Origin of the sequence: Shinella sp. (assembly GCF_052438155.1) — a bacterium.
Lineage (GTDB): Bacteria > Pseudomonadota > Alphaproteobacteria > Rhizobiales > Rhizobiaceae > Shinella.
Genome location: NZ_JBQVPI010000017.1, coordinates 31000 through 53431, shown reverse-complemented (window position 1 = coordinate 53431; position 22432 = coordinate 31000). Strand labels below are relative to the sequence as shown.

Sequence of the window (22432 nt, the reverse complement as noted above, 5' to 3'; positions counted from 1 at the left end):
TCAGCGATTGGCCTATTATACGCTTGAATAATTTCTTAACAAGTGCCACGATGCTTTCAACAAGACGATACGACGGGCCGAAGATGCCTGCGGGAACGCTGAAAAACAGGGGAAGTTTGGCATGATGCATGCATCGATTTTCCGTGCGCTGGAGACCTCTCCACGATGACGGAACGCGCCGAGGCAATCGCGGTCCGGGACCTGCACAAGCGCTTCGGGCCGCTTGAAGTTCTCAAGGGGGTTTCGCTCACCGCGCATGAAGGCGACGTCATCGCCATTATCGGCGGTTCGGGTTCCGGCAAGTCCACCTTCCTGCGCTGTATCAACATGCTGGAACTGCCGAGCGCCGGCTCGGTGACCATCCATGGCGAGACGATCGCCATGAAGGCGGACGGCCATGGCGGCATGATGCCATCGGACCGCAAGCAGGTGCAGCGCCTGCGCTCGCGCCTCGGCATGGTGTTCCAAAGCTTCAATCTCTGGCAGCACATGACCATCCTCGAAAACGTCATCGAGGCGCCGGTGCATGTGCTCGGCATCAAGAAGGACGAGGCAATCGCCCGCGCCGAGACGCTGCTGCGCCGCGTCGGGCTCCATGAGAAGCGCGATGCCTATCCCGCTTTCCTCTCCGGCGGCCAGCAGCAACGCGCGGCGATCGCCCGCGCACTCGCCATCCAGCCCCATGTCATGCTTTTCGACGAACCGACCTCCGCGCTCGACCCGGAACTGGTCGGCGAGGTGCTCTCCGTCATCGGCGACCTCGCCAAGGAAAAGCGCACGATGATCCTCGTCACCCACGAGATGAAGTTCGCTCGCAATGTCGCGAGCCACGTCGTCTTTCTCGCGGGGGGCGTCATCGAGGAACAGGGGCCGCCGGACGAACTGTTCGGAGCACCGAAATCGGAGCGGCTGAAGAAATTCATCAGCTCCATTCACTGAGACCCAAAAAAACCAACAGAGGGAAAATCATGAAGAGTGCCTTGAAGACAATCGCCCTTGCCGCCGCGATCGGCCTTGCCGCCGTCTCCGGTGCGGCGGCCCAGCAGGTTCGCGTCGGTTTTGCCGCCGAGCCCTATCCTCCCTTCACCTCGCCGGACGCCTCGGGCAACTGGCAAGGCTGGGAAGTGGACTTCATGAAGGCGATCTGCGCCGAAGCGAAGCTCGATTGCGTCGTGACACCGGTCGCCTGGGACGGCATCATCCCGGCGCTCACCACCAACAAGATCGACATGATCATCGGCTCCATGTCGATCACGGCGGAACGCCTCCAGACGATTGACTTCTCCGACAAATACTACAACTCGCCTCCTGGCATCATCGGCGCCAAGGACACGAAGTTCGACGCGACGCCGGAGGGCCTTGCCGGCAAGACGCTCGGCGTGCAGGTGGCGACCATCCACCAGGTCTATGCCAACAAGTATTTCGCGCCCGCCGGCGTGACGGTGAAGGAATACCAGACGCAGGACGAGGCCAACAACGACCTCGCCGCCGGCCGTATCGATGCCGTGCAGGCAGATTCCATCGCGCTCACCGACTTCACCAAGACGGAGCAGGGCGCCTGCTGCGACCTCAAGGGCACCGTGAAGGACGATCCGGAAATCCTCGGTCTCGGCGTCGGCGTCGGCCTGCGCAAGGGCGAGACGGAGCTGAAGGACAAGATCAACGCCGCGATCAAGGCGATCCGCGCCAACGGCACCTATGACACCTTCTCGAAGAAGTATTTCGACTTCGACGTCTACGGCGGCTGATCGCCTGCCTTGTGCCTGATGCCGGCGGCGCACGTCGCCGGCTAATCTCCTCGAACGGACACGAGACCCAATGGCCGATGCCGGATCGCTGATCAACTGGAGCCTTCTTGCCTTTAACCCGCCCGGCTGGGGCGGGGTGATGCTGGCGGGGCTCTGGCAATCGCTCCAGATTGCTGTCGGCGGTTATACGCTCGGCCTGATCCTCGGCACCGGCGGCGCCATGGGCAAGCTCTATGGCGGCCCGGTCACCAAGGATTTGCTCGAGGTCTACACGACCCTGGTGCGCGCGGTGCCGGAACTCGTGCTGATCCTCATTCTCTATTATGCCGGCACGGATGTGCTGAACCAGCTTTCCGCACTTGTCGGCTTCGGCCCGGTCGATATCAGCGGCCTTGCGGCCGGCATCTTCGTCATCGGCGTCGTGCAGGGCGCCTATTCGACGGAGGTTCTGCGCGGCGCGATCAAGGCGGTGCCGGCGGGGCAGATGGAGGCGGCGCGCGCCTATGGCATGTCGCCGGTGCAGATCATGCGCCGTATCACGCTGCCGGCCATGCTGCCGCACGCCATTCCGGGCCTCTCCAACCTCTGGCTGATCGCCACCAAGGATACGGCGCTTCTTGCCGTCGTCGGCTTCAGCGAACTGACGCTGGTGACGCGTCAGGCGGCGGGCAGCACGAAGGCCTATCTGCTGTTCTTCTGCGCGGCCGGCGTGCTCTACCTCACGATCACCCTGGTCTCCAACGTGCTGATCGGCCTTATCGAGCGCCACTACCGGCGTGGCATGGCGAGGGCCGTCTGATGAGCGATCCGACCATTTCCGCCCTCGCGCTGACCGAACTGCCGACGAAAGCGAGCATGTTCAAACCGCATCGCATCGTGCTGATGGCGATCGCGGCACTTCTCGTCTTCTGCATGATCTGGTTCATGCGCTGGGATTGGGTGCCGAAATATTCCGGCCGCCTTGCCCATGGCGTCGGTGTGACCTTGCTGATGCTTTTCAGCACCTCGATCCTCGGCTTCTTCCTCGCCGTGCCGATCGGGCTGGTGCAGGTGACCGGCCCTTGGCCGCTGAAGGCGCTGGCACGTATCTTCTGCACGATCATCCGCGGCACGCCGCTGCTGCTCCAGCTTTGGCTGCTCTATTACGGCCTTGGCTCGCTCTTTCCGCAGTTTCCGGGAATCCGCAGTTCCTTCCTCTGGCCCTATCTGCGCGAGGCCTGGCCCTATGGCGTGGCTGCTCTGACCCTCTCCTTCGCCGCCTATGAGGGCGAGGTGATGCGCGGCGCCTTCGCCGGTGTGCCGCCCGGCGAGCTGGAAGCCGCCCGCGCCTATGGCATGAGCCCTTTCACCGTCTTTCGCCGCATCTGGCTGCCGCGTGCCGTGCACCGTGCTCTGCCGACGCTGAACGGCGAAACCGTGCTGCAGTTGAAGGCGACGCCGCTGGTGGCGACGATTACCGTCATCGACCTCTATGCCGTCATCTCCAAGGTGCGGCAGGAAACGTACATCACCTATGAGCCGCTGTTGTTGCTTGCCCTCATCTACCTCTGCCTGACCGCCATCCTGGTGGTCGCCTTTCGCTATTTCGAAAGCAGAATTCCCACACGCGGTGCCTGAAAACGGACAATGACATGACAATCCATACGACTCTCAAGAACTCCATGCCTGAAATGGTGGCGATCCGCCGCGACCTGCACGAGCACCCGGAACTGGGTCTGGAAGAGGTGCGCACCTCTGATGTCATCGCGCGCCATCTGGAAAGTTATGGCTACAAGGTCACGCGCGGCCTCGCCAAGACCGGCCTCGTCGCGACGCTGACGAACGGCACCAGCCGCAAATCGATCGGTATCCGCGCCGATATCGATGCCCTGCCGATCTTCGAGGAAACCGGCCTTCCCTATGCCAGCAAGACGCCCGGCAAGATGCATGCCTGCGGCCATGACGGGCACACGACCATGCTGCTGGGGGCTGCCAAGGCGATCGCCGAACGCCGCAATTTCGACGGTACAGTGCACCTGATCTTCCAGCCGGCGGAAGAGAATTTCGGCGGCGCAAAAATCATGGTGGAGGAGGGGCTGTTCGATAAATTCCCCTGTGACGCCGTCTTCGCCCTCCACAACGAGCCCGGTCTGCCCTTCGGCCAGTTTGCGCTCCGTGAGGGCCCGATCATGGCGGCTGTCGACGAGGCGCGCATCACCGTGAACGGTGTCGGCGGCCACGGTGCGGAACCCCAGGAAACGCTGGATCCGATCGTATGCGGCGCCTCGATCGTCATGGCGCTCCAGACCATCGTCTCGCGCAACATCCACCCGATCGATCCGACGGTGGTGACGGTCGGTTCGTTCCATTCGGGCTCGGCGAGTAATATCATCCCGAGCCGAGCGGAAATCGTTGTCGGCATCCGCTCATTCGATCCGAAGGTGCGCGACGAGCTGGAGCGTCGCGTCCGCCTCATTGCCGAGCGCCAGGCGGAAAGCTACGGCATGAGTGCGACGGTGAACTACCAGCGCTTCTATGACGCGACGATCAACCATAAGGCCGAGACCGATCTGGTGCGTGAGCTCGCCACGCGCTTTGCCGGTGCCGACAAGGTGGTCGACCTCGAACGCCCCTTCATGGGCAGCGAGGATTTCGCCTATATGCTGAAGGAGCGGCCGGGCACCTATTTCTTCCTCGGCGGCAAGAGCGGTGAAAACGACCACTCGCTCCACCACCCCGCCTACAATTTCAACGACGACCTGCTGCCCGTCGGCGCGGCCTTCTGGACGGAGCTGACGGAGCATTACCTGCGGGCGGCGTGACGCCCGCGCAGCGGTTTCGCCTACGCGAGCGGGACCCGGTCCACAGGGCGGTTTCACCACAATTTTGCCACGATTCATTCCGTGTTTTGGCGGCTTTCGGCTCTGATTTTTTGAGTGTCACACATTCGTGAAACTCTTGAAATCGGTGCCGAGCCGTTTACTGCCTCAATCCTTAACGCTCCTGCCGTTCGCTGCATCCTCGTCGTGCTTGCGTGGATCCGCATATTTAAAACTCCTGCAAAATCAATATCTTGAGATATCATTTTCCTTTTGACAGAAACCGTCCTGATGGACGGTTTCCTGGTTTTTAGCGCCTTCGGTTGTGCGCAAGAGTGACCATTTTCATTGTTCGAAAAACGTTGACGACTGTTTCCAATTTGAGACCCTTGCGGCCCACAAAATGAGGGACCATCTTTATTGGACGAAAGCGGCAATACCTGCTTCCGGAGATAAGCGAAGGGAATGGCGATGTCGTAACCGATGCCGAAAAGCCTGGCTGAAACTCCCTTCAAGCTTTGATGCAAAGCACATATGAAAAGGACCAAGACAATGACCAAGACCATTAACGCAGCTCTCGCAACCGCTCTTTTTGCCGCTTCCGTTTTCGGTGGCTCGGCCGCTCTCGCCGGCGGGGACTACTACAAGGGTGCCTATCCGGAATCGGAGCAGAACCAGAAAATCGATAGCCAGAGAATCGATCGCGTCCGCACCAACAGCATCGGCAGTGGTTATGCCGCCGATGGTGGCTACCGACAGAGCGTGAAGGTCGGCCCGGCCAACGGTGACTATTATCAGGGCGCGAACCCCAATGCCCGCTAAGGCATAGTGCCACGTTCGACGCCTTCCCGAAGCTCCCGGTGCCCCCGCCGGGAGCTTCGCTCGTTTAGGCCCTGCCAAGGCCGGGGCGGAAATGCCGCACGCGGGCGATTGTCGCGCTGCGGCAACGTGGGTGTACGGACGGAATTGACCTTTGCCTGTTTTGGGCCACATTCTTTGAGGCGACCGCAGCCTGATTGGGATTGCGGCGGCTTCAGAAAGGTCGTGGCCAATGTTCGAATCGCTGGACGCAACACTGCTTGCCCGCTTCCAGTTCGCCTTCACCGTCTCCTTCCATATCGTCTTCCCGGCCTTCTCGATCGGGCTGGCGAGCTATCTCGCGGTGCTGGAAGGCCTGTGGCTCTGGACGAAGGACGAGGTCTATTTTTCGCTCTTCAATTTCTGGAAGACGATCTTTGCGCTCGCCTTCGGCATGGGCGTGGTTTCCGGCATCGTCATGTCCTATCAGTTCGGCACGAACTGGAGTGTCTTTTCCGACAAGGCCGGGCCGGTCATCGGGCCGCTGATGGGCTACGAGGTGCTGACGGCCTTCTTCCTTGAGGCGGGTTTCCTCGGCGTCATGCTGTTCGGCCTCAACCGCGTCGGCCCGAAGCTGCATTTCTTCGCGACCCTCATGGTCGCCGTCGGCACGCTGATTTCGGCCACCTGGATCCTTGCCGCCAATTCCTGGATGCAGACGCCGGCCGGTTTTGCCATCAACGATGTCGGCCAGTTCGTGCCGGTCGACTGGTGGGCGGTGATCTTCAATCCCTCCTTCCCCTACAGGCTCGTGCACATGGTGCTCGCCGCCTATCTCACGACCGCCTTCGTCGTCGGCGGTGTCGGCGCCTACCACCTGCTGCGCGGCGATGCGCCGAAGCGTGCCAGAAAGATGTTCTCCATGGCGATGTGGATGGCGGCGATCGTCGCACCCATCCAGATCTTCGCCGGCGACATGCACGGGCTGAACACGCTGGAGCATCAGCCCGTCAAGGTCATGGCGATGGAAGGGCACTATCAGAGCCATCCGGACGGGGCGCCGCTCATTCTGTTCGGCATTCCTAACTCCGCCGAGCAGCGTGTCGATTATGCCATCGAGATCCCGAAGCTTTCGAGCCTTATCCTGAAGCATGACCTCAACGCCCCGCTTGCCGGGCTGGATTCCGTGCCGAAGGAATTGCACCCGCCGGTCGGCATCGTCTTCTGGTCCTTCCGCATCATGGTCGCCATCGGCTTTGCCATGCTCTCCATCGGGCTCTGGTCGCTGTGGTGTCGGTGGCGGGGCACGCTCAGTGAGAACCGCTGGCTGCACCGCGCCGCTGTCCTGATGGGTCCCGCCGGTTTCGTCGCCGTACTGGCCGGCTGGGTGACGACGGAGGTGGGCCGCCAGCCCTATACGGTCTACGGTCACCTGCTGACGGCCAATTCCGTCGCCCCCATCGACGCGCCGGCCGTCGCGACCTCGCTGATCGCCTTCATCGTCGTCTACTTCCTCGTCTTCGGCGCTGGCACCTTCTACATCCTGCGCCTGATGGGTCGTCTGCCGCGCGATCCGATGCCGGATCTTCAGGACGGCCCCCTCCGCACAGCCGGCATCACGCCGGCCGCCGCCCTTGCCAGCAAATCCGGGAGCCACCACCATGGCGTTTGACCTTCCCTTCATCTGGGCTGCGATCATCGCCTTTGCGGTGCTTGCCTATGTCATCCTCGATGGCTTCGATCTCGGCGTCGGCATCCTCTTTCCCTTCTTTAAGGAAAAACACGACCGCGACGTGATGATGAACTCCGTCGCGCCCGTCTGGGACGGCAACGAGACCTGGCTGGTGCTGGGCGGTGGCGGGTTGATGGCCGTCTTCCCGCTCGCCTATGCGACGATCCTTCCGGCGCTTTACATGCCGCTCATCCTGATGCTGCTCGGCCTGATCTTCCGTGGTGTCGCCTTTGAATATCGCTGGCGCACGCGGCGCGGCGAGTTTCTCTGGGACATCGCCTTTGCCGGCGGCTCGATGGTCGCGGCCTTCACCCAGGGCGTGGCGCTCGGTGCGCTTGTGCAGGGCATTCCGGTGGAAAACCGGGCCTATGTCGGCGGCTGGTGGGATTGGCTGACACCGTTCTCCATCGCAACGGGTTTTGCCCTCCTCATCGGCTATGCCCTGCTTGGTGCGACCTGGCTGGTGATGAAGACGAGCGGCGATCTCGCTGCCCGTGCCCGCGGCTACGCGCTCAAGGCCGGCATCGGCACGCTCGCCGCCATGGGCATCTTCAGCCTGTGGACGCCGTTCATGGAGCCGCTCTACTTCGACCGCTGGTTCGGCTGGCCGACCGTTGCCTTCAGCGTCTTGGTGCCGCTGCTTGTGCTTGGCTGCTTTGCCCTGCTGATCCACGGGCTGCGCACCGAACATGATTCGCGGCCGTTCATCGCCGCGCTCGGCCTCTTCGTGCTCGGCTTTGCCGGCATCGGCATCAGCTTCTATCCCTATATCGTGCCGGCCTCGCTGACGATCTGGGAGGCGGCCGCACCCGAGGAAAGCCTTTCCTTCCTGCTGGTTGGCGCCTTGGTGCTCGTACCGATGATCCTCGGCTACACGGCGTATGCCTATTGGGTTTTCCGCGGCAAGGTCGATCCGGAGGAGGGCTATCATTGATGGTGGAGAACTCGACAGGGCGGAAATTGCTGTGGTTCGTGGGCCTGTGGGCGGGCGGCGTGCTGGTGGTCACCGTCGTCGGTTTCGCCATCAAACTGGTGATCGGAACGTGACTTCACGTAACGTGATATCATCCAGCTTCGCGCCAGCTTACATGCCTAGGTTCCGCCTCGGCCAGCATGCAGGCCCGCAAGCGAAAGACAGGACCGCACCCTCCTTTCGCTTTACCCCCGGGCCTGCATGTGGCCCCGCCCGTGACCTTCTGTCTCGCGACGGAGAGATGCCTTTCCCCCCAAACATTCCTCTGCTATCCGGATGCCCATGAAGGAGACCGGAATGGCGAAGATTGCGGCAGACTGCACGACGATGGCGGAAATCCGGGAAAACATCGACCGGGTTGACCATGCGCTGATGGCGCTCTTTGCCGAACGCTGGAGTTTCATTCGCCGCGCTGCCGAGATCAAGGCCGGCCTCGGCATTCCCGCCGACGTTCCCGAGCGCGTTCGTGAAGTGCGCGACAACGCCCGCCACAACGCCGAGACCCACGCTCTCGACGGCGGTTTCTACGAAGAGATCTGGGCGCAGCTCATAGAGCACGCCATCGCTTACGAGAAGGCGCAGCTCGGCGAGGCCTGAGGGTCAGCGCTGGTTGCGCTTGCCGAGGTGATCTTCCCAGTCGAGCGCGGTGCGCACGATGAAGGTGAGGTCGTCGTGCTCCGGCTTCCAGTCGAGTTCCTTCATCGCGACCGAGGGATTGGCGACGATCAGAACTGCATCGCCTGGCCGGCGGCCGGCGACCCGCACCGGGAAATCCGTGCCGGATACCGCCTTCACCTGCTCCAGAACCTCCAAAACCGAGAAGCCCCGTCCGTAGCCGCAATTGGCGACGATCGAGCCACCGCCTGCACGCATGCGCTGCAGCGCTTTGAGATGCGCATTGGCAAGGTCGCTGACGTGAATATAGTCGCGGATACAGGTGCCGTCCGGCGTCGGGTAATCGGTGCCATAAACATCCATGCCATCGCGTTTGCCAAGGGCTGCCTGGCTGGCGACCTTGATGAGATGGGTGGCGCCGGCGCTTGATTGGCCGGTACGGCCGCGCGGATCGGCGCCGGCAACGTTGAAATAACGCAGCGCCGTATAGGTGAAGTCATGCGCCGCGGCGGTATCGCGCAGCATGATCTCGGTCATCAGCTTGGAGGAGCCGTAGGGCGATTCCGGTCGCAGCGCGGCCGTTTCCAGCACCGGTTCGGTGCCATCAGGCGTGCCATAGACGGCGGCGGTGGAGGAGAACACGAAATACGGCACCTTCGCCGCGACGGCGGCGGCGATCAGCGCCCGTGACTTGACCGTATTGTTCTCGTAATAGGAGAGGGGGTCGGCGACCGATTCCGGCACGATGATCGAACCGGCAAAATGAATGATCGCATCGATGGCGTTTTCGGCGAAGATTTGTGCCAGCAGCGCGGCATCGGCGATGTCGCCCTCGTAGAACCGCGCTTCCGGCGCCACGGCCCAGCGGAAGCCGGTGGAAAGCCGGTCCAGCACCACCACCTCTTCGCCGGCGTCGATGAGCGCCCAGACCATGTGGCTGCCGATATAACCCGCGCCGCCCGTGACAAGAACCGCCATATAACCCTCCGAATCGCCCGAATTTCAGGCATATCACCTTGCCGACCGGCAGGACGCAACCGCAATCACGCCCCGCCGTTTTCCCGTTCCAGAAAGGCAACATCATGTCCGACCGCTTCATCGTGCTTTCCGGTTGCTCGGGCGGTGGAAAGTCGACCCTGCTGGAAGAACTTCGCCGGCGCGGCCATGCCGTCGTCGAGGAACCGGGACGCCGCATCGTGCAGGAGGAACTGGCAAGTGGTGGCGAGGCCCTGCCGTGGCTTGATCTCACTGCCTTCGCCCGTCGCGCCATTGCCATGGCGCTCGCTGACCGCGAAGCGATGCGCGATCACCCGGGGCTCGTCTTTTTCGATCGTGGCCTGGTCGATGCCGCATCGGCGCTTGAGGCGTCAGGCGGGGAGCCGGTCCTGGCCGGGCCGGCGGCCGGGCATCGCTACAACAGGGGTGTTTTCCTCACTCCGCCCTGGCCGGACATCTATGCCGGCGACGCGGAGCGCCGCCATGGCCTCGATGCCGCCCTGGAAGAATATGACCGGCTCGAAAAGCTCTATCCCACCCTCGGATACGAGACGGTCATCTTGCCCAAGGTGTCGGTGGTCGAGCGCGCCGACTTCGTGCTCGACCATCTGTGACCCATCTCAGCGCGCCGCGATGTAGCGCGCCAGCCTGTCGGCCGCTTCCTCGACCTGTTTGGGGTCCCGCAGGAAACAGGCGCGCATGAAAAGTTCGCCGCCAGGGCCGAAGGCCGTGCCGGGCGCAAGGCCGACATTGGTGCGGTCGACGATATCGAGCGCCGTCAGGCGCGAATCCGTCACGCCGTCGATCTTGAGGAAGGCATAGAGCGCGCCGTCCGGCTTCAGCGTCTCCACCCGGTTTGTGGCGATCAGCGCATCGCAGAAGACATCACGATTCCTGGCCGCCTTGTCGATATTCGCCTGCACGAAGGCATCGCCCTCGTCCAGCGCGGCAATCGCACCCTGCTGCAGGAATTGCGGCACGCCGGAGGTGGAATACTGCACGAGGTTTTCCAGCACCTGGCCCATTTCCGGCGGCGCGACGATCCAGCCGACGCGCCAGCCCGTCATGGACCAGTTCTTCGAGAAGGAGTTGACGAAGATGACCCGGTCGCCATCCTCCATCACATCGAGGAAGGAGGGAGCGCGTCCACCGGCATAGTGATAGAGCGCATAGATCTCGTCGGCCATGATCCACAGGTCATGGCGCCGTGCGATGGCGAGAAGGTTTTCCAGGTCCTCGCGCGTCGCCGTCCAGCCGGTCGGGTTGGACGGCGTGTTGACGAAGAGCACGCGGGTCTTTGGCGTGATTGCCGCCTCGACGCGATCGAGATCGACTTGCCAGCGCCCGCCGGTAAAATCGAGTTGCACGGCAATCGGATTGGCCCCGGAAAGCTCCGCTGCCGCCGCGAAATTCGGCCAGGCCGGCGTCAGATACACCATGTCGTCGCCGGGTGAGACGAGCGCCTCGATAGCAAGCTTGATCGCCTGCATGCCGGAGCCGACGACATAAAAATGCTCGGCCGGCAGTACCTTGCCGAAGCGCCTGGCGTAATAACGCGATAGCGCCGCCCGGTGCTCGGGAATGCCGCGCTGCCACGTATAGAATGTCTCACCCCCAAGCAGCGCCTCGGACGCCGCGCGCGCAATGAACTGCGGCGTCGGCAGATCCCCTTCGCCGACCCAAAGCGGGATCAGCCCCTCACGCCCGCGCGCATAATTGACGACTTCGACGATCCCGCTCTCCGGCGCCCGCAGCGAACGGGGGCTAAGGCTTTCGACGATGCTCATGAAAACTCCGCAACTGGATTCCGGCCGTCGCCAGGAGAGGCGAGACGGCCAAGGTCTATCCGGTTTCGCGAGCCCGTTCACGCGAGTTTCGCTGACAGGTCTATCGAATTCTGTGATGGGAGGGCGCGTCAGAGTGGAAAACCCAAACTCACCGAGTCAGTCCAGCTTCCAGCTATAAAAGGGAGAAATGGTGCCCGGAGGCGGATTTGAACCACCGACACGCGGATTTTCAATCCGCTGCTCTACCAACTGAGCTATCCGGGCATCTATGTGGATTTCGCTTGGAAATCCGTGGGGCGCTTGGTTTCGCCCCGGGAGCGAGCGGGGTTATAGCATCTTGCAAAAATGTGTCCAGCCCTGTGGGCTGTTTTTTGCGGGAAAAATGACGGATCTTGCAAGTTGTGGAAAAGATTGTGTTTTTGCCGTGTGACAAAGGCGTCACATGTCATCCTCGTCGGCCTTCGTTTCGTCATCGGCAACGGGAATGGCGTAGGAACCGGAGAGCCAGCGGTTGAGATCGACATCGCGGCAGCGCGGCGAGCAGAAGGGATAGTGCTCGCGGGCCGATGGCCGCTTGCAGATCGGGCAGGGGATGGCCTTGCGCAGGGGGGCGACCGTCGCGGCCGGATTTTTGCTTTCGTCCGTCATGTCAGGCGTCCGCCCAGCCGGCGTGCACGTCAAAACCTTCGCCGGAAAGCAAGGCGAGCGTTTCGTAGAGGGGGAGGCCGACGACGTTGCTGTAGGAACCCGCCAATTTGACGACGAAGCTGCCGGCAATGCCCTGGATGGCGTAGCCACCCGCCTTGCCGCGCCACTGGCCGGAGGCGAGGTAGCGTTCGATGTCCGTGGTCGAGAGGCGCTTGAAGCGCACCTTGGTGTCGATGACCTTCTGGCGCACGGTGCGGTCCGGCGTGATCAGGCACACGCCGGTGAAGACGCGGTGGCTGCGGCCGGAGAGAAGATGGAGTGCGCTCGACGCCTCGTCGATCATCTCGGTCTTCGGCAGGATGCGGCGGCCGACCGAGACGACCGTGTCGGCGGCAAGGATGTAGCTGCCGGCAAAGGCGGGATCGCCCTTGATGGCAGCGAGCGCCGCCTGAGCCTTGCCGGTCGAGAGACGCCGCGCCAGCGAGCGGGGATGCTCGGCGCGTTTCGGCGTCTCGTCGATGTCCATCGGCATCAGGCGCGTGGGCTCGATGCCGGCCTGCGCGAGCAGTTCGACGCGGCGAGGCGAGCCGGAGGCAAGAATGAGCGTATCGGTCTGCGCCATGGGGTCTCCGGGAAAGCTCCGGGGGGCGCCGCTTCTTGCACGCCGGCCAAAAGACCGGGAGAGGGCGCGGCCCCTTTTGGCTTACTTGAAACGGTAGGTGATGCGACCCTTGGTGAGGTCGTACGGGGTCATCTCGACCAGAACCTTGTCGCCGGCGAGAACGCGGATTCGGTTCTTGCGCATGCGGCCTGCGGTATGCGCGATGATCTCGTGCTCGTTTTCGAGCTTGACGCGGAACGTTGCGTTCGGGAGCAGTTCCGTCACGGTGCCGGGGAATTCGAGGACTTCTTCTTTTGCCATCTTGTGATGATATTCCTGTAGGGTGGATGAGGGCGAGCCGTATGCCCGCCTCGAAAAATTTGCCGGAAACTACACAATCCCCGGTGCTTTGTGAACACCGAAGCGCCGGGTTTCTGCATTTGCCGAAAATCGGGCCCCTGGAGGCTCAGCCCGGGTCTTTCAGGCGCTTCTCTATCAGAGTTTTCAGGAATTCGCGAACCTCGCGGTACGAACTCAGAATCTGCTCGCGCGTGCCGGTCGCAACCGTCGGGTCAGGCGTCGGCCAGTACATGACGTCGACCGCCATCGAGCGGGTGAGTTCGAGGGCTGCATGGTGGGCTTCGGGCGCCAGCGTGACGATGAGGTCGAAATAGTCGTCTTCCAGTTCATCGAGCGACCGTGGCGCATGGCGGCCGAGCGAGAGGCCGACCTCGTCGAGCACCGCATCGACGAAGGGATCACGCTCGCCGGGGCGCACGCCGGCAGAGGCGACATAGGTGCCGGGCAGCAGGCTGCGGGCGATCGTCTCGGCCATCGGGGAGCGCACGGCATTCATACGGCACATGAAGAGAAGCGAGCGGGGTGTTCGCGACCGGGTTTCCTGCAGTGCCGGGGAAACGCCCTCCATCCGCTCACCCGCGCCAATAGAGAACGCAGACGAGCGTAAAGAGGCGGCGGGCGGTGTCGAAGTCGAATTTGATCTTGCCCGAGAGCCGGTCCACCAGCGTCTGCGAGCCCTCGTTGTGGATACCGCGCCGACCCATATCGATCGCCTCGATCTGGCTGGGTGTCGCCGAGCGGATCGCCTGGTAATAGCTCTCGCAGATCAGGAAATAGTCCTTCACGATGCGCCGGAACGGTGTCAGCGAAAGGATGTGGGTGGCGACATTCTCGCCGGCTTCGGTGCGGACGGTGAAGACCAGCTTGGAATCGAGAAGCGAAATGTTCAGGCGATAAGGGCCGCCGGCATGGCCGATCGGCTCGAAGGTGTTTTCCTCGATGAGATCGAAGATGGCAACGGCACGCTCGTGCTCCACATCCGGCGTGGCGCGGCCGATCGTGTCGTCCAGCACCACGTCGCAGAGGCGGAAGCTGCCCGTCGTGCCCATGGCCTCATGTCTCCAGGTTGAGCCGGATGGCGACGGAGCGGGCATGGGCGCCGAGCCCTTCGGCTTCGGCCAGCGTGATGGCGGCGGGACCAAGCGCCCGCAACTGATCGGGGCCGAGGCGCAGGATGGACGTGCGCTTCATGTAGTCGAGCACGGAAAGGCCGGAAGAGAAACGGGCCGAGCGTGCGGTCGGCAGCACATGGTTCGACCCACCGACATAATCGCCGATGACTTCCGGCGTGTGGCGACCGACAAAGATGGCGCCGGCATTGCGGATCTGCGGCAGCAGCACATCCGGATCGGCTGTGGCGATCTCCAGGTGCTCGGCGGCGATGCGGTTTGCCAGCGGTACCGATTTTTTGAGGTCCGGCACGAGGATGACGGCGCCGAAATCCCGCCAGCTGGCGGCGGCCGTCTCCGAGCGCTCCAGCGTCTTCAGCTGCCGTTCGACGGCGGCCTCGACGGCATTGGCAAGGTCTACGCTGTCGGTGACGAGGATCGACTGGGCGCCGACATCGTGTTCAGCCTGGGCGAGCAGGTCGGCGGCGAGCCAGTCCGGATCGTTGTCGGCATCGGCAATGATGAGCACTTCGGAGGGGCCGGCGATCATGTCGATGCCGACCGTGCCGAAGACATGACGCTTGGCAGCTGCGACGAAGGCATTGCCGGGGCCGGTGATCTTGGCGACGGGTGCGATCGTTTCGGTGCCGTAGGCGAGGGCCGCGACGGCCTGCGCGCCGCCGATGCGGTAGATTTCGTCGATGCCGGCAATACGGGCGGCAGCGAGCACGGCGGGATTGATCGCGCCTTCCTTCGCCGGCACGACCATGACGATACGCGGCACGCCGGCGACCCTGGCCGGCACGGCGTTCATCAGCACGGAGCTCGGATAGCTTGCCGTGCCGCCCGGCACATAGAGGCCGACGGCATCGATTGCCGTCCAGCGCGAGCCGAGGCCGACGCCGATATCGTCCTCGTAGATGTCATCCTTCGGCTTCTGGCGGGCGTGATGCTTTTCGATGCGCTGGGCGGCAAGTTCGAGCGCTGCGATGATCTTGGCATCGACGGCATCGAAGGCGGCGTCGATCTCCTCGAGCGACACGCGCATGGAGGTGACGGCAAAGTCCAGGCCGTCGAATTTTTTGGAGTACTCGGCGAGTGCCCTGTCACCACGGGCGCGAACATCGTCGATGATCGTGCGGACGATCGCATTGACGTCTTCGGAGACCTCGCGCTTGGTCGTCAGGAAGGCAGCGAACCGGTTTTCGAAATCGCTGCTCTGGTAGTCAAGTCTGATCGCCAAGTCGTCCGTCCTGTCGTCTCCCGGCGAAAAGCGCCGGATCCATGCCTCAAACCGCCGGATGGCGGGGTTTCAGACTGGTTTCCCACGCTCCGCCGGTATCTGCAAGCTGAACTTCGACGCATTCCACATCGAGCATGATGGAGGCGTTGCCCGACAGGACGAGTTCCAGTGTGCCGTCCGGCCCATCGTCCTTCTGGGCGAAGTTCACGGCGAGCAGGGAGAGCACGGCGCCGGCATCCTTGCGGTCGATGCCGAGCGAGCGCACCGCATTGACGCGTTTGAAGGCGACAACGGCGCGGCGCCGTTCGAAGGCCTTGCGGCGGCCGGCGGCCGTTTCCCAGACGAAGCGGTTGACGACGACCGAAAAGACGTGGTGGCGGGCGTCATAGGAGAGGCCGTCGGTCTTGAAGACCGCATCCTGCAGGTGGGCGGAGACGACGGAAAGGTCTTCCGCGTCGAGAGCAAGCAATTTCAGGCTGTCCATAGGGTAGTCCTTCCCGGGGACGCCGCGGATCTGCGGCATCCCGATCTATTCCACGAGATAGGACGGAGTGCGGCGGACTGCAACTCCGCCGCGTTCGAAGATCAATCGCTGACGCGCTCGACGATGGCGCCGCAGCGCGTGAGTTTTTCTTCCAGCCGCTCGAAGCCACGGTCGAGATGGTAGACGCGCGACACCATCGTCTCGCCTTCGGCGGCAAGGCCGGCGATGACGAGGGAGACCGAGGCGCGCAGATCCGTCGCCATGACCGGGGCGCCGCGCAGTCGCTCGACCCCCTCGATCTTGGCCGTCTGGCCGGACAACGAGATTTTCGCGCCAAGGCGGGCCAGCTCCTGCACGTGCATGAAGCGGTTTTCGAAGATCGTCTCGGTAATGTGCGAAATGCCGCTCGACTTGGTCATCAGGCCCATGAACTGCGCCTGGAGATCTGTCGGGAAGCCGGGGAAGGGATCCGTCACCACGTCGACCGGCTTGATGCCGCCGCCATTGCGCACAACGCGCAGGCCGCTCTCCGTGGAGGTGACCTCGGCACCGGAGCGACGGATCGCCTCAAGCGCGGTGTCGAGCAGGGAGGCGTCGGTGCCCTCCAGCACGACGTCGCCACCGGTCATGGCGACCGCCATGGCATAGGTGCCGGTCTCGATGCGGTCGGGCAGGACGCGGTGGCGCGCGCCGGAAAGCTGGTCGACGCCTTCGATGGTGATCGTCGCGGTGCCGGCGCCAGTGATCTTGGCGCCCATGGCGTTCAGGCACTTGGCAAGGTCCTGCACTTCCGGCTCGCGCGCGGCGTTGCCGATCACCGTCGTGCCGCGGGCAAGCGTTGCCGCCATCATGAGAACATGCGTGGCGCCGACGGAAACCTTCGGGAATGTGTAACGCGCGCCGATCAGGCCGCCCTTCGGCGCCGTCGCCTCGATATAGCCGCCGTCGATCTCGATGTTCGCGCCAAGGGCTGCAAGCGCCTCGATGAACAGGTCGACCGGTCGCGTGCCGATGGCGCAGCCGCCCGGCAGCGAGACACGAGCCTTGCCTTCACGGGCGAGCAGCGGGCCGATGACCCAGAACGAGGCGCGCATCTTCGAGACCAACTCGTAGGGCGCCGTGGTGTCGACAATGTTGCGCGAGGTGAAATTGACAGTGCGAGAATAACCTTCGCCCTGGCGCTCACGACGACCGTTTACGGAAATGTCGGCGCCGTGGTTGCCGAGGATGCGGATGAGCTGCTCGACATCGGCGAGATGCGGTACGTTTTCCAGCGTCAGCGTGTCGTCCGTCAGAAGCGACGCGATCATCAGCGGCAGCGCGGCGTTCTTGGCGCCGGAAATCGGGATCGTGCCCCTCAGTTCGTTGCCGCCTACAATTCGGATACGATCCATGTGCGATTACGGGCCGGGCCCGCCTTTCTCAAAGAATATCGGCTTTCGGAGATGGCGGCTCTTTAGAACATCGCGAGCGAAAAATGAAGAGCGTGCCCGCCGCCCGTTTTTTTCGCGCGCCCGGTTCGCAAACCACCCCCTTGGCCTTCATGGCGAAGACAAGCCTGACTAACCGTCCGATTCGTCTTTTTTTGCGGCAGGCAGTCCTGTCGTTTCATCCGCCGCGCCGGAGCGCCGGGCGCGTGCCTGCTGCTTTCGGCGCTGGAGATTGTCGCGCAGCGTCTTTGCCAGCCGCTCCGCACGGATCTCCGCCTCGGTCCTGATCTTCCTGGTTTTTGTCTCTTCCTTGTCGGTCATGCATACTCTCTGAATGAATCCGACCCCGTATAAAAGTGGGTACGCATCACATTTGTTGCACCAATCGCGAAATCGCCGCTTGCACTGCCGGGTGAGCTATGGCAATAGGCCCTCGCTTACGCGGAGCAACCTTGTTTCGCCGGACGCTGCTATAGCTCAGGGGTAGAGCACTCCCTTGGTAAGGGAGAGGCCGAGAGTTCAAATCTCTCTAGCAGCACCATTCTTCTGCCCTATTATTTGGTCTCCCTTTTCTGGCCGTGGCAGCGCCCGCCTTCGACCTTCCGTTGTCGCAACGGATGGCACTGGCGATGCAAGCATGAAACACGCGCACTGAAACGTTCATAAGCCCTGAGTCACCCAATATTGACTCCCCCGGCAAATTCCGTCAGTGCGAAAGAACAGTGATCGAAGGGATAGAAGTATGAAAATCGGGACGCGCGAAATCGGTCCGTCTTTTCCGCCGCTCGTAATTGCGGAGATTGGCATCAACCACGGCGGCAGCCTTGAGGTTGCGAAGTCGATGGTGCTTGCCGCGGCGCACAGCGGCTGCGAAATGGTCAAGCACCAGACGCATATCGTCGAAGACGAAATGACTGAGGAAGCCAAAAACATCTTCCCGCCGAACGCGGATATTTCGATCTGGGATGTGATGCAGTCCTGCGCCCTGTCCCTGGAGGACGAGGCCGAGCTGAAGACGTATGCCGAGAACCTGGGCCTGATCTACATATCGACGCCATTCTCCCGCCAGGCCGCGAATTTCCTCAACAGCATCGACGTGCCCGCCTTCAAGATCGGCAGCGGCGAGTGTGACAACATCCCTCTGCTGCGGCACATCGCTTCGTTCGGCAAGCCGGTCATCATGAGCACCGGCATGCAGACGATCGAGACGATCCGCGCCTCCGTCGAGGTGCTCGACCGTGCTGGCATCGAATATGCCCTCCTCGAGTGCACCAATCTCTATCCGTCCCCGCCGGAAATCGTGTCGCTGCGCGGCGTACGCGACCTGCAGGAAGCCTTCCCTAATGCGATCGTCGGCTTTTCCGACCACAGCATCGGGCCGGAAATGGCGCTGGCCTCTGTCGCCCTTGGCGCCTGCATTCTGGAACGTCATTTCACAGATACGCGTTATCGTGTGGGTCCGGACATCTCCTGCTCGATGGACCCCGCGGAACTGCGTTTCCTCATCGATCGCTCGCGCGAAATTCACATCGCCCTGCACAACGAGAAGCGTCGCTCCGGCCCGGAAGAGTCCGTCTACCGCTTCGCAAGAAGTTCGGTCGTCGCGGAGCGCGCCCTGAAGGCCGGCCACGTGATTACCGAAGACGACATATGGGCACGCCGCCCCGGCAACGGTGACATTCCGGGCTACAAACTGGATGAACTGATCGGCAAGACGATCAAGGTCGACCGGAGCCGGAACGAGCAGCTTCGCTGGAGCGATTTCGGTCAATGACATCCGACGCGAAAATGGCGAAGAGCCTTCTCTTCGTGACGGGGACGCGGGCCGATTTCGGCAAGCTCGAGCCGCTTGCGCTGGCAGCGCAGGCGGTAGGCCACAACGTCTCTTTTTTCGTCACCGGCATGCATATGCTGGAAAAATACGGTGCGACCAAGAAAGAGGTAAAGCGGCTTCCGGGCATTCAGGTTCATGAGTTCATCAACCAGCGGCTCGGTGATCCGCAGGATCTGATCCTCTCCAAGACGGTGCTGGGCTTTTCCGACTGGGTTTACGAGCACAGGCCGGATCTCGTCATCGTTCACGGCGATCGGATCGAGGCGCTGGCGGTTTCCTTGGTCTGCGCGACGAACTACATCCGCTCCGCCCATATCGAGGGCGGTGAGGTTTCCGGTACGATCGACGAGATTTACCGGCACTGCAACTCCAAGCTCTGCACCTACCATTTCGTCAGCTCGGAAGCAGCGAAGGTGCGCGTCATGGCGCTCGGCGAGAATCCGGACTGTATCTACAATATCGGCTCGCCTGAGCTGGATTTTCATCGTCGACCGTCCGGCGTGACGCTCGAGGACGTGCATCGTCACTACGAAATTCCCTTCGAGGAATATGGAATCGTCACCTTCCATCCCGTGACGTCCGAGCGTGATACGATGGGTGCGCAGGCCAAGGCCCTGTTTGACGCACTCGACGCCAGTGGCAGGAACTTCGTTGTTATCTCGCCCAACAACGATCCCGGCAGCGAAGCGATTTTTGCCGAGATTGAACGGTTGGACGATGCTCGATTTCGGCGTCTTCCCAACATGCGCTTCGCGTATTTCTCCGAGCTCATGAGGAATTCAAAGGCCATCGTGGGCAACAGCAGCGCGGGTGTGCGCGAGGCGCCGTTCCTCGGTGTTCCCAGCCTGGATTTGGGAACGCGCCAGAGTAACAGGTCGGTGGCCGGGTCGATCACCCATACGTCTGCATTGGATGTCGCCGGGATCGAAAAGTTCCTGCAGGAAGAGTGGGGTCGTCGCTATGAGCGGGACAACGCCTTCGGCAGCGGAAATGCGGCACTCTTGTTTGCTGACATCCTGGATACCCGGGAGTTCTGGGCAGCCCCCATGCAGAAGAACTTCAACGACTAAGGCAATTGCCGGAAAAGCCGGCGCTGCCCTATCTTCGACGGCGGGCTGAAAAATTGCGGCAGAAAGCGTTCTCGCAAATCTAAAGAGCGAAAACGCTTTCGGCCGTCAGTCCCCGCAAAACTGGCAATTCCGGTCTGTTCGCCAGTCGCCTGTTGTTTGCCGGCCGGCGCGTCGACATCGCCGAAAAAGGGTGCTAACAGGTGCCTCCTCTCTAGGAAACGTGTGATCTTTACAATCCATGACGACAGCTCCCGCAATTGAGAACGCTATTCTCCAAGCCATCGATTCGATCAACGCCATGCATGGCGAAGAGCTGCTGCAGCGCTCTCTCGACGAATGGTTCATCGCTGAGGAAAGCCCGCTCGACTCCGTGAACGTGCTGACCCTGACGATCAATCTCGAACAGTTCGTCAAGGATGCGGGCGGCCGCATCGATCTCTTGTCGGCCCTCGCCGATGAGAAAAACAAAGAGCAGTTCCAGAAATTCAGTGGTGTTGCTGCCTATATCGCAGCGCGCGTCTGACGAAGCCCCCAGGTGACATCCATGGCTCGCAAATATCGCATTCTGGCGGATTTCACGGCTGACCTCCTCAAGCCGCTCCTTCTGAAGCATCTTCCCGGTTCCGAAGTGACCGTCGCCCCCTACGGCCAGGTCTTCCAGGGCCTGAAAGAGCATCCGGCGGCAACAGAAACGCTGGTGGTTTTCAGCCGCATCGAAAACACGCTGCCGTCGTTCCAGGCGCTTTCGCAGTTCGATCCCGTCGATAAGGCGGCGCTTGATCGGGATGTCGATTACTTCGCATCCGAACTGCGCGAGGCCGCCCGCCACCAGGAAACGGTCCTGGTCTTTTCCTGGAGCATCCCGCTCGGCATGCGTGGGCACGGTATGGCCGACTATCGTCCGGGCCAGGGACTGCGCTACGCGGTGAACCGCGCCAACAACCGCCTTGCGGATCAGCTGGCGGATGTAAACAATGTTTTCCTGCTCGATATTGAACGTGTATTGATCAACTTCGATGCGCCGAAGACGAATGCGCGCTTCTGGTATGCCGGGAAGGTGCCCTTCACCCTGCCGTTCTTTGAAGTCTGCGCCCGCGAGATCGCCGCCGCCATCCATGGCCTCAGCGGAACCTCGCGGCGCCTGATCGTGGTCGACCTCGACAATACGCTATGGGGCGGCATTCTCGGCGATGTCGGCTGGGAAGGCCTCAAGCTCGGCGGACACGACCATGTCGGCGAGGCCCATGTCGATTTTCAGCGCGCCCTCAAGGCGCTGACCCGCAGGGGCATCATTCTCGCCCTCGCCAGCAAGAATTACGAAAGCAATGCACTCGAAGCCATCGAGAAGCATCCCGAAATGGTGCTGCGCAAGGATGATTTCGCCTGCTGGCGCATCAACTGGCAGGACAAGGCGCAAAACATCATCGAGATCACCAAGGCCGTGAACCTCGGCCTCGCTTCGGTGGTCTTCCTCGACGACAACCCGGCTGAGCGCGCGCGTGTGCGCGAAGCGCTGCCGGATGTCTTGGTGCCCGAATGGCCCGAGGATCCGACCGACTATACCAGGGCGCTGCATGCCCTGACCTGCTTCGATCTTCCTGCGCTGAGCGAGGAAGACAAGAAGCGCGCGGTCATGTTCGTGGAAGAGCGCGCCCGGCAGGAACTCCAGCAGAACGCCGGGTCGGAAGAGGACTGGCTCCGCTCCATCGACATGAAGGTGCAGATCGCGCCGTTGAACAGCGCCAATCAGGCGCGCATCGTCCAGCTTTTCAACAAGACGAACCAGTTCAACCTGGCAACGCGCCGTGCCAACGAAAACGAGCTTGCGGCCTGGGTGGCCGACGGTGATCGTTACCTCTGGGGCTTCCGCGTCAGCGACCGCTTCGGCGATACGGGCCTGACGGGCATCGTCACGCTGGACGTGCGCGGCGAAGAAGCGGAAGTGGTGGATTTCATCATGAGCTGCCGCGTCATGGGCCGGAAGGTCGAGGAGGCGATGCTCGGCGTCGCCTTCGCCAAGGCCACTGAGCGGGGCGCCAAGCTCGGCTTTGCCCGCTTCCAGCCCACCAAACGCAACCAGCCCATGCTGGAATTCCTCAAGCGAAGCGGTCTTTCCGAAGACGAGGAAAACCTCTACCGGTGGAACCTGGAGAGCGCCTACCCGCAGCCGGATTTCCTCACCATTTCCATGGATGCGTAGGAGCGG

Annotated in this window: 25 protein-coding genes and 2 tRNA genes; 15 read left to right on the top strand and 12 right to left on the bottom strand. The window is 62.3% G+C overall.

Going from position 1 to position 22432, the window contains the following annotated elements; all coding sequences use genetic code 11:
* The first annotated feature begins 165 nt into the window (after positions 1 to 165).
* From ACT6VE_RS24505 to ACT6VE_RS24465, 9 genes are all read left to right on the top strand, one after another.
* Positions 166 to 939: an ABC transporter ATP-binding protein gene (locus ACT6VE_RS24505; RefSeq protein ID WP_444800962.1), complete on the top strand. Its 774-nt coding sequence runs from the start codon at positions 166 to 168 to the stop codon at positions 937 to 939.
* Positions 940 to 968: 29 nt separating this feature from the next.
* Positions 969 to 1748, top strand: coding sequence for a transporter substrate-binding domain-containing protein (locus ACT6VE_RS24500; RefSeq protein ID WP_444800961.1), 780 nt, complete (start codon positions 969 to 971; stop codon positions 1746 to 1748).
* 70 nt (positions 1749 to 1818) lie between these two features.
* Positions 1819 to 2547, top strand: a complete 729-nt coding sequence (locus tag ACT6VE_RS24495; RefSeq protein ID WP_444800960.1) for an ABC transporter permease — start codon at positions 1819 to 1821, stop codon at positions 2545 to 2547.
* Positions 2547 to 3365 (top strand): ABC transporter permease, encoded by an 819-nt coding sequence (locus ACT6VE_RS24490; RefSeq protein WP_444800959.1) that lies wholly within the window; start codon positions 2547 to 2549, stop codon positions 3363 to 3365. The genes ACT6VE_RS24495 and ACT6VE_RS24490 overlap by 1 nt, the downstream gene beginning before the upstream one ends.
* A 14-nt stretch (positions 3366 to 3379) precedes the next feature.
* Entirely contained in the window at positions 3380 to 4549 is a 1170-nt protein-coding gene (locus ACT6VE_RS24485; protein WP_444800958.1) for a M20 aminoacylase family protein, read from the top strand.
* Positions 4550 to 5098: 549 nt separating this feature from the next.
* On the top strand, positions 5099 to 5368 hold the full coding sequence (locus ACT6VE_RS24480; protein ID WP_444800957.1) for a hypothetical protein: 270 nt from the start codon (positions 5099 to 5101) through the stop codon (positions 5366 to 5368).
* Between the two features lie 229 nt (positions 5369 to 5597).
* Positions 5598 to 7016, top strand: a complete 1419-nt coding sequence (locus ACT6VE_RS24475) for a cytochrome ubiquinol oxidase subunit I (RefSeq protein WP_444800956.1) — start codon at positions 5598 to 5600, stop codon at positions 7014 to 7016.
* On the top strand, positions 7006 to 8010 hold the full coding sequence (gene cydB / locus ACT6VE_RS24470; RefSeq protein WP_444800955.1) for a cytochrome d ubiquinol oxidase subunit II: 1005 nt from the start codon (positions 7006 to 7008) through the stop codon (positions 8008 to 8010). The genes ACT6VE_RS24475 and cydB overlap by 11 nt, the downstream gene beginning before the upstream one ends.
* Positions 8011 to 8346: 336 nt before the next feature.
* Positions 8347 to 8646 carry a chorismate mutase family protein gene (locus tag ACT6VE_RS24465; protein ID WP_444800954.1) on the top strand — a complete coding sequence of 100 codons (300 nt, stop codon included), beginning with the start codon at positions 8347 to 8349 and terminating at the stop codon, positions 8644 to 8646.
* A gap of 3 nt (positions 8647 to 8649) precedes the next feature.
* Here ACT6VE_RS24465 and galE read toward each other — a convergent pair whose 3' ends face one another.
* A complete protein-coding gene (galE, locus tag ACT6VE_RS24460) occupies positions 8650 to 9642 on the bottom strand; it encodes a UDP-glucose 4-epimerase GalE (RefSeq protein WP_069060073.1) in 993 nt (330 codons plus the stop codon).
* Positions 9643 to 9746: 104 nt separating this feature from the next.
* On the opposite strand from galE, the gene ACT6VE_RS24455 reads away from it, so the two are divergent.
* Positions 9747 to 10274, top strand: a complete 528-nt coding sequence (locus ACT6VE_RS24455) for an AAA family ATPase (RefSeq protein ID WP_444800953.1) — start codon at positions 9747 to 9749, stop codon at positions 10272 to 10274.
* A 6-nt stretch (positions 10275 to 10280) separates the two neighbouring features.
* Here ACT6VE_RS24455 and ACT6VE_RS24450 read toward each other — a convergent pair whose 3' ends face one another.
* The 11 genes from ACT6VE_RS24450 to ACT6VE_RS24400 all read right to left on the bottom strand — a co-directional run bounded on the left by ACT6VE_RS24450 (position 10281) and on the right by ACT6VE_RS24400 (position 17643).
* The gene (locus ACT6VE_RS24450; protein ID WP_444800952.1) at positions 10281 to 11447 is read right to left on the bottom strand and encodes a pyridoxal phosphate-dependent aminotransferase; all 1167 of its coding nucleotides are present in this window, start codon (positions 11445 to 11447) and stop codon (positions 10281 to 10283) included.
* Between the two features lie 188 nt (positions 11448 to 11635).
* Positions 11636 to 11711 (bottom strand) — tRNA-Phe (locus ACT6VE_RS24445).
* 174 nt (positions 11712 to 11885) lie between these two features.
* A complete protein-coding gene (gene yacG, locus ACT6VE_RS24440) occupies positions 11886 to 12095 on the bottom strand; it encodes a DNA gyrase inhibitor YacG (RefSeq protein ID WP_444800951.1) in 210 nt (69 codons plus the stop codon).
* A 1-nt stretch (position 12096) separates the two neighbouring features.
* Positions 12097 to 12717 carry a Maf-like protein gene (locus ACT6VE_RS24435; protein ID WP_444800950.1) on the bottom strand — a complete coding sequence of 207 codons (621 nt, stop codon included), beginning with the start codon at positions 12715 to 12717 and terminating at the stop codon, positions 12097 to 12099.
* 81 nt (positions 12718 to 12798) lie between these two features.
* Positions 12799 to 13017, bottom strand: a complete 219-nt coding sequence (gene infA / locus ACT6VE_RS24430; protein WP_069060068.1) for a translation initiation factor IF-1 — start codon at positions 13015 to 13017, stop codon at positions 12799 to 12801.
* Between the two features lie 145 nt (positions 13018 to 13162).
* Complete coding sequence (locus ACT6VE_RS24425) at positions 13163 to 13624, bottom strand: arsenate-mycothiol transferase ArsC (protein WP_444800949.1); 462 nt, start codon at positions 13622 to 13624, stop codon at positions 13163 to 13165.
* Between the two features lie 4 nt (positions 13625 to 13628).
* A complete protein-coding gene (locus tag ACT6VE_RS24420) occupies positions 13629 to 14105 on the bottom strand; it encodes a UPF0262 family protein (protein ID WP_444800948.1) in 477 nt (158 codons plus the stop codon).
* Positions 14106 to 14109: 4 nt separating this feature from the next.
* Positions 14110 to 15408, bottom strand: a complete 1299-nt coding sequence (hisD, locus tag ACT6VE_RS24415) for a histidinol dehydrogenase (RefSeq protein WP_444800947.1) — start codon at positions 15406 to 15408, stop codon at positions 14110 to 14112.
* Positions 15409 to 15454: 46 nt separating this feature from the next.
* Positions 15455 to 15892, bottom strand: a complete 438-nt coding sequence (locus ACT6VE_RS24410; RefSeq protein ID WP_444800946.1) for a DUF2948 family protein — start codon at positions 15890 to 15892, stop codon at positions 15455 to 15457.
* A gap of 101 nt (positions 15893 to 15993) precedes the next feature.
* Positions 15994 to 17286 carry a UDP-N-acetylglucosamine 1-carboxyvinyltransferase gene (gene murA, locus ACT6VE_RS24405; RefSeq protein ID WP_069060063.1) on the bottom strand — a complete coding sequence of 431 codons (1293 nt, stop codon included), beginning with the start codon at positions 17284 to 17286 and terminating at the stop codon, positions 15994 to 15996.
* Between the two features lie 168 nt (positions 17287 to 17454).
* Entirely contained in the window at positions 17455 to 17643 is a 189-nt protein-coding gene (locus ACT6VE_RS24400) for a hypothetical protein (RefSeq protein WP_069060062.1), read from the bottom strand.
* A 145-nt stretch (positions 17644 to 17788) separates the two neighbouring features.
* Between ACT6VE_RS24400 and ACT6VE_RS24395 the strand changes: the two genes are divergently transcribed.
* From ACT6VE_RS24395 to ACT6VE_RS24375, 5 genes are all read left to right on the top strand, one after another.
* Positions 17789 to 17863, top strand: a tRNA-Thr gene (locus tag ACT6VE_RS24395).
* 201 nt (positions 17864 to 18064) lie between these two features.
* Positions 18065 to 19096, top strand: a complete 1032-nt coding sequence (locus ACT6VE_RS24390) for an N-acetylneuraminate synthase family protein (protein WP_444800945.1) — start codon at positions 18065 to 18067, stop codon at positions 19094 to 19096.
* The gene (gene neuC / locus ACT6VE_RS24385; protein ID WP_444800944.1) at positions 19093 to 20226 is read left to right on the top strand and encodes a UDP-N-acetylglucosamine 2-epimerase; all 1134 of its coding nucleotides are present in this window, start codon (positions 19093 to 19095) and stop codon (positions 20224 to 20226) included. The genes ACT6VE_RS24390 and neuC overlap by 4 nt, the downstream gene beginning before the upstream one ends.
* Positions 20227 to 20464: 238 nt before the next feature.
* Positions 20465 to 20749, top strand: a complete 285-nt coding sequence (locus tag ACT6VE_RS24380) for a hypothetical protein (protein ID WP_444800943.1) — start codon at positions 20465 to 20467, stop codon at positions 20747 to 20749.
* A 21-nt stretch (positions 20750 to 20770) separates the two neighbouring features.
* Positions 20771 to 22426, top strand: coding sequence for an HAD-IIIC family phosphatase (locus ACT6VE_RS24375; RefSeq protein ID WP_444800942.1), 1656 nt, complete (start codon positions 20771 to 20773; stop codon positions 22424 to 22426).
* Positions 22427 to 22432 lie beyond the last annotated feature (6 nt).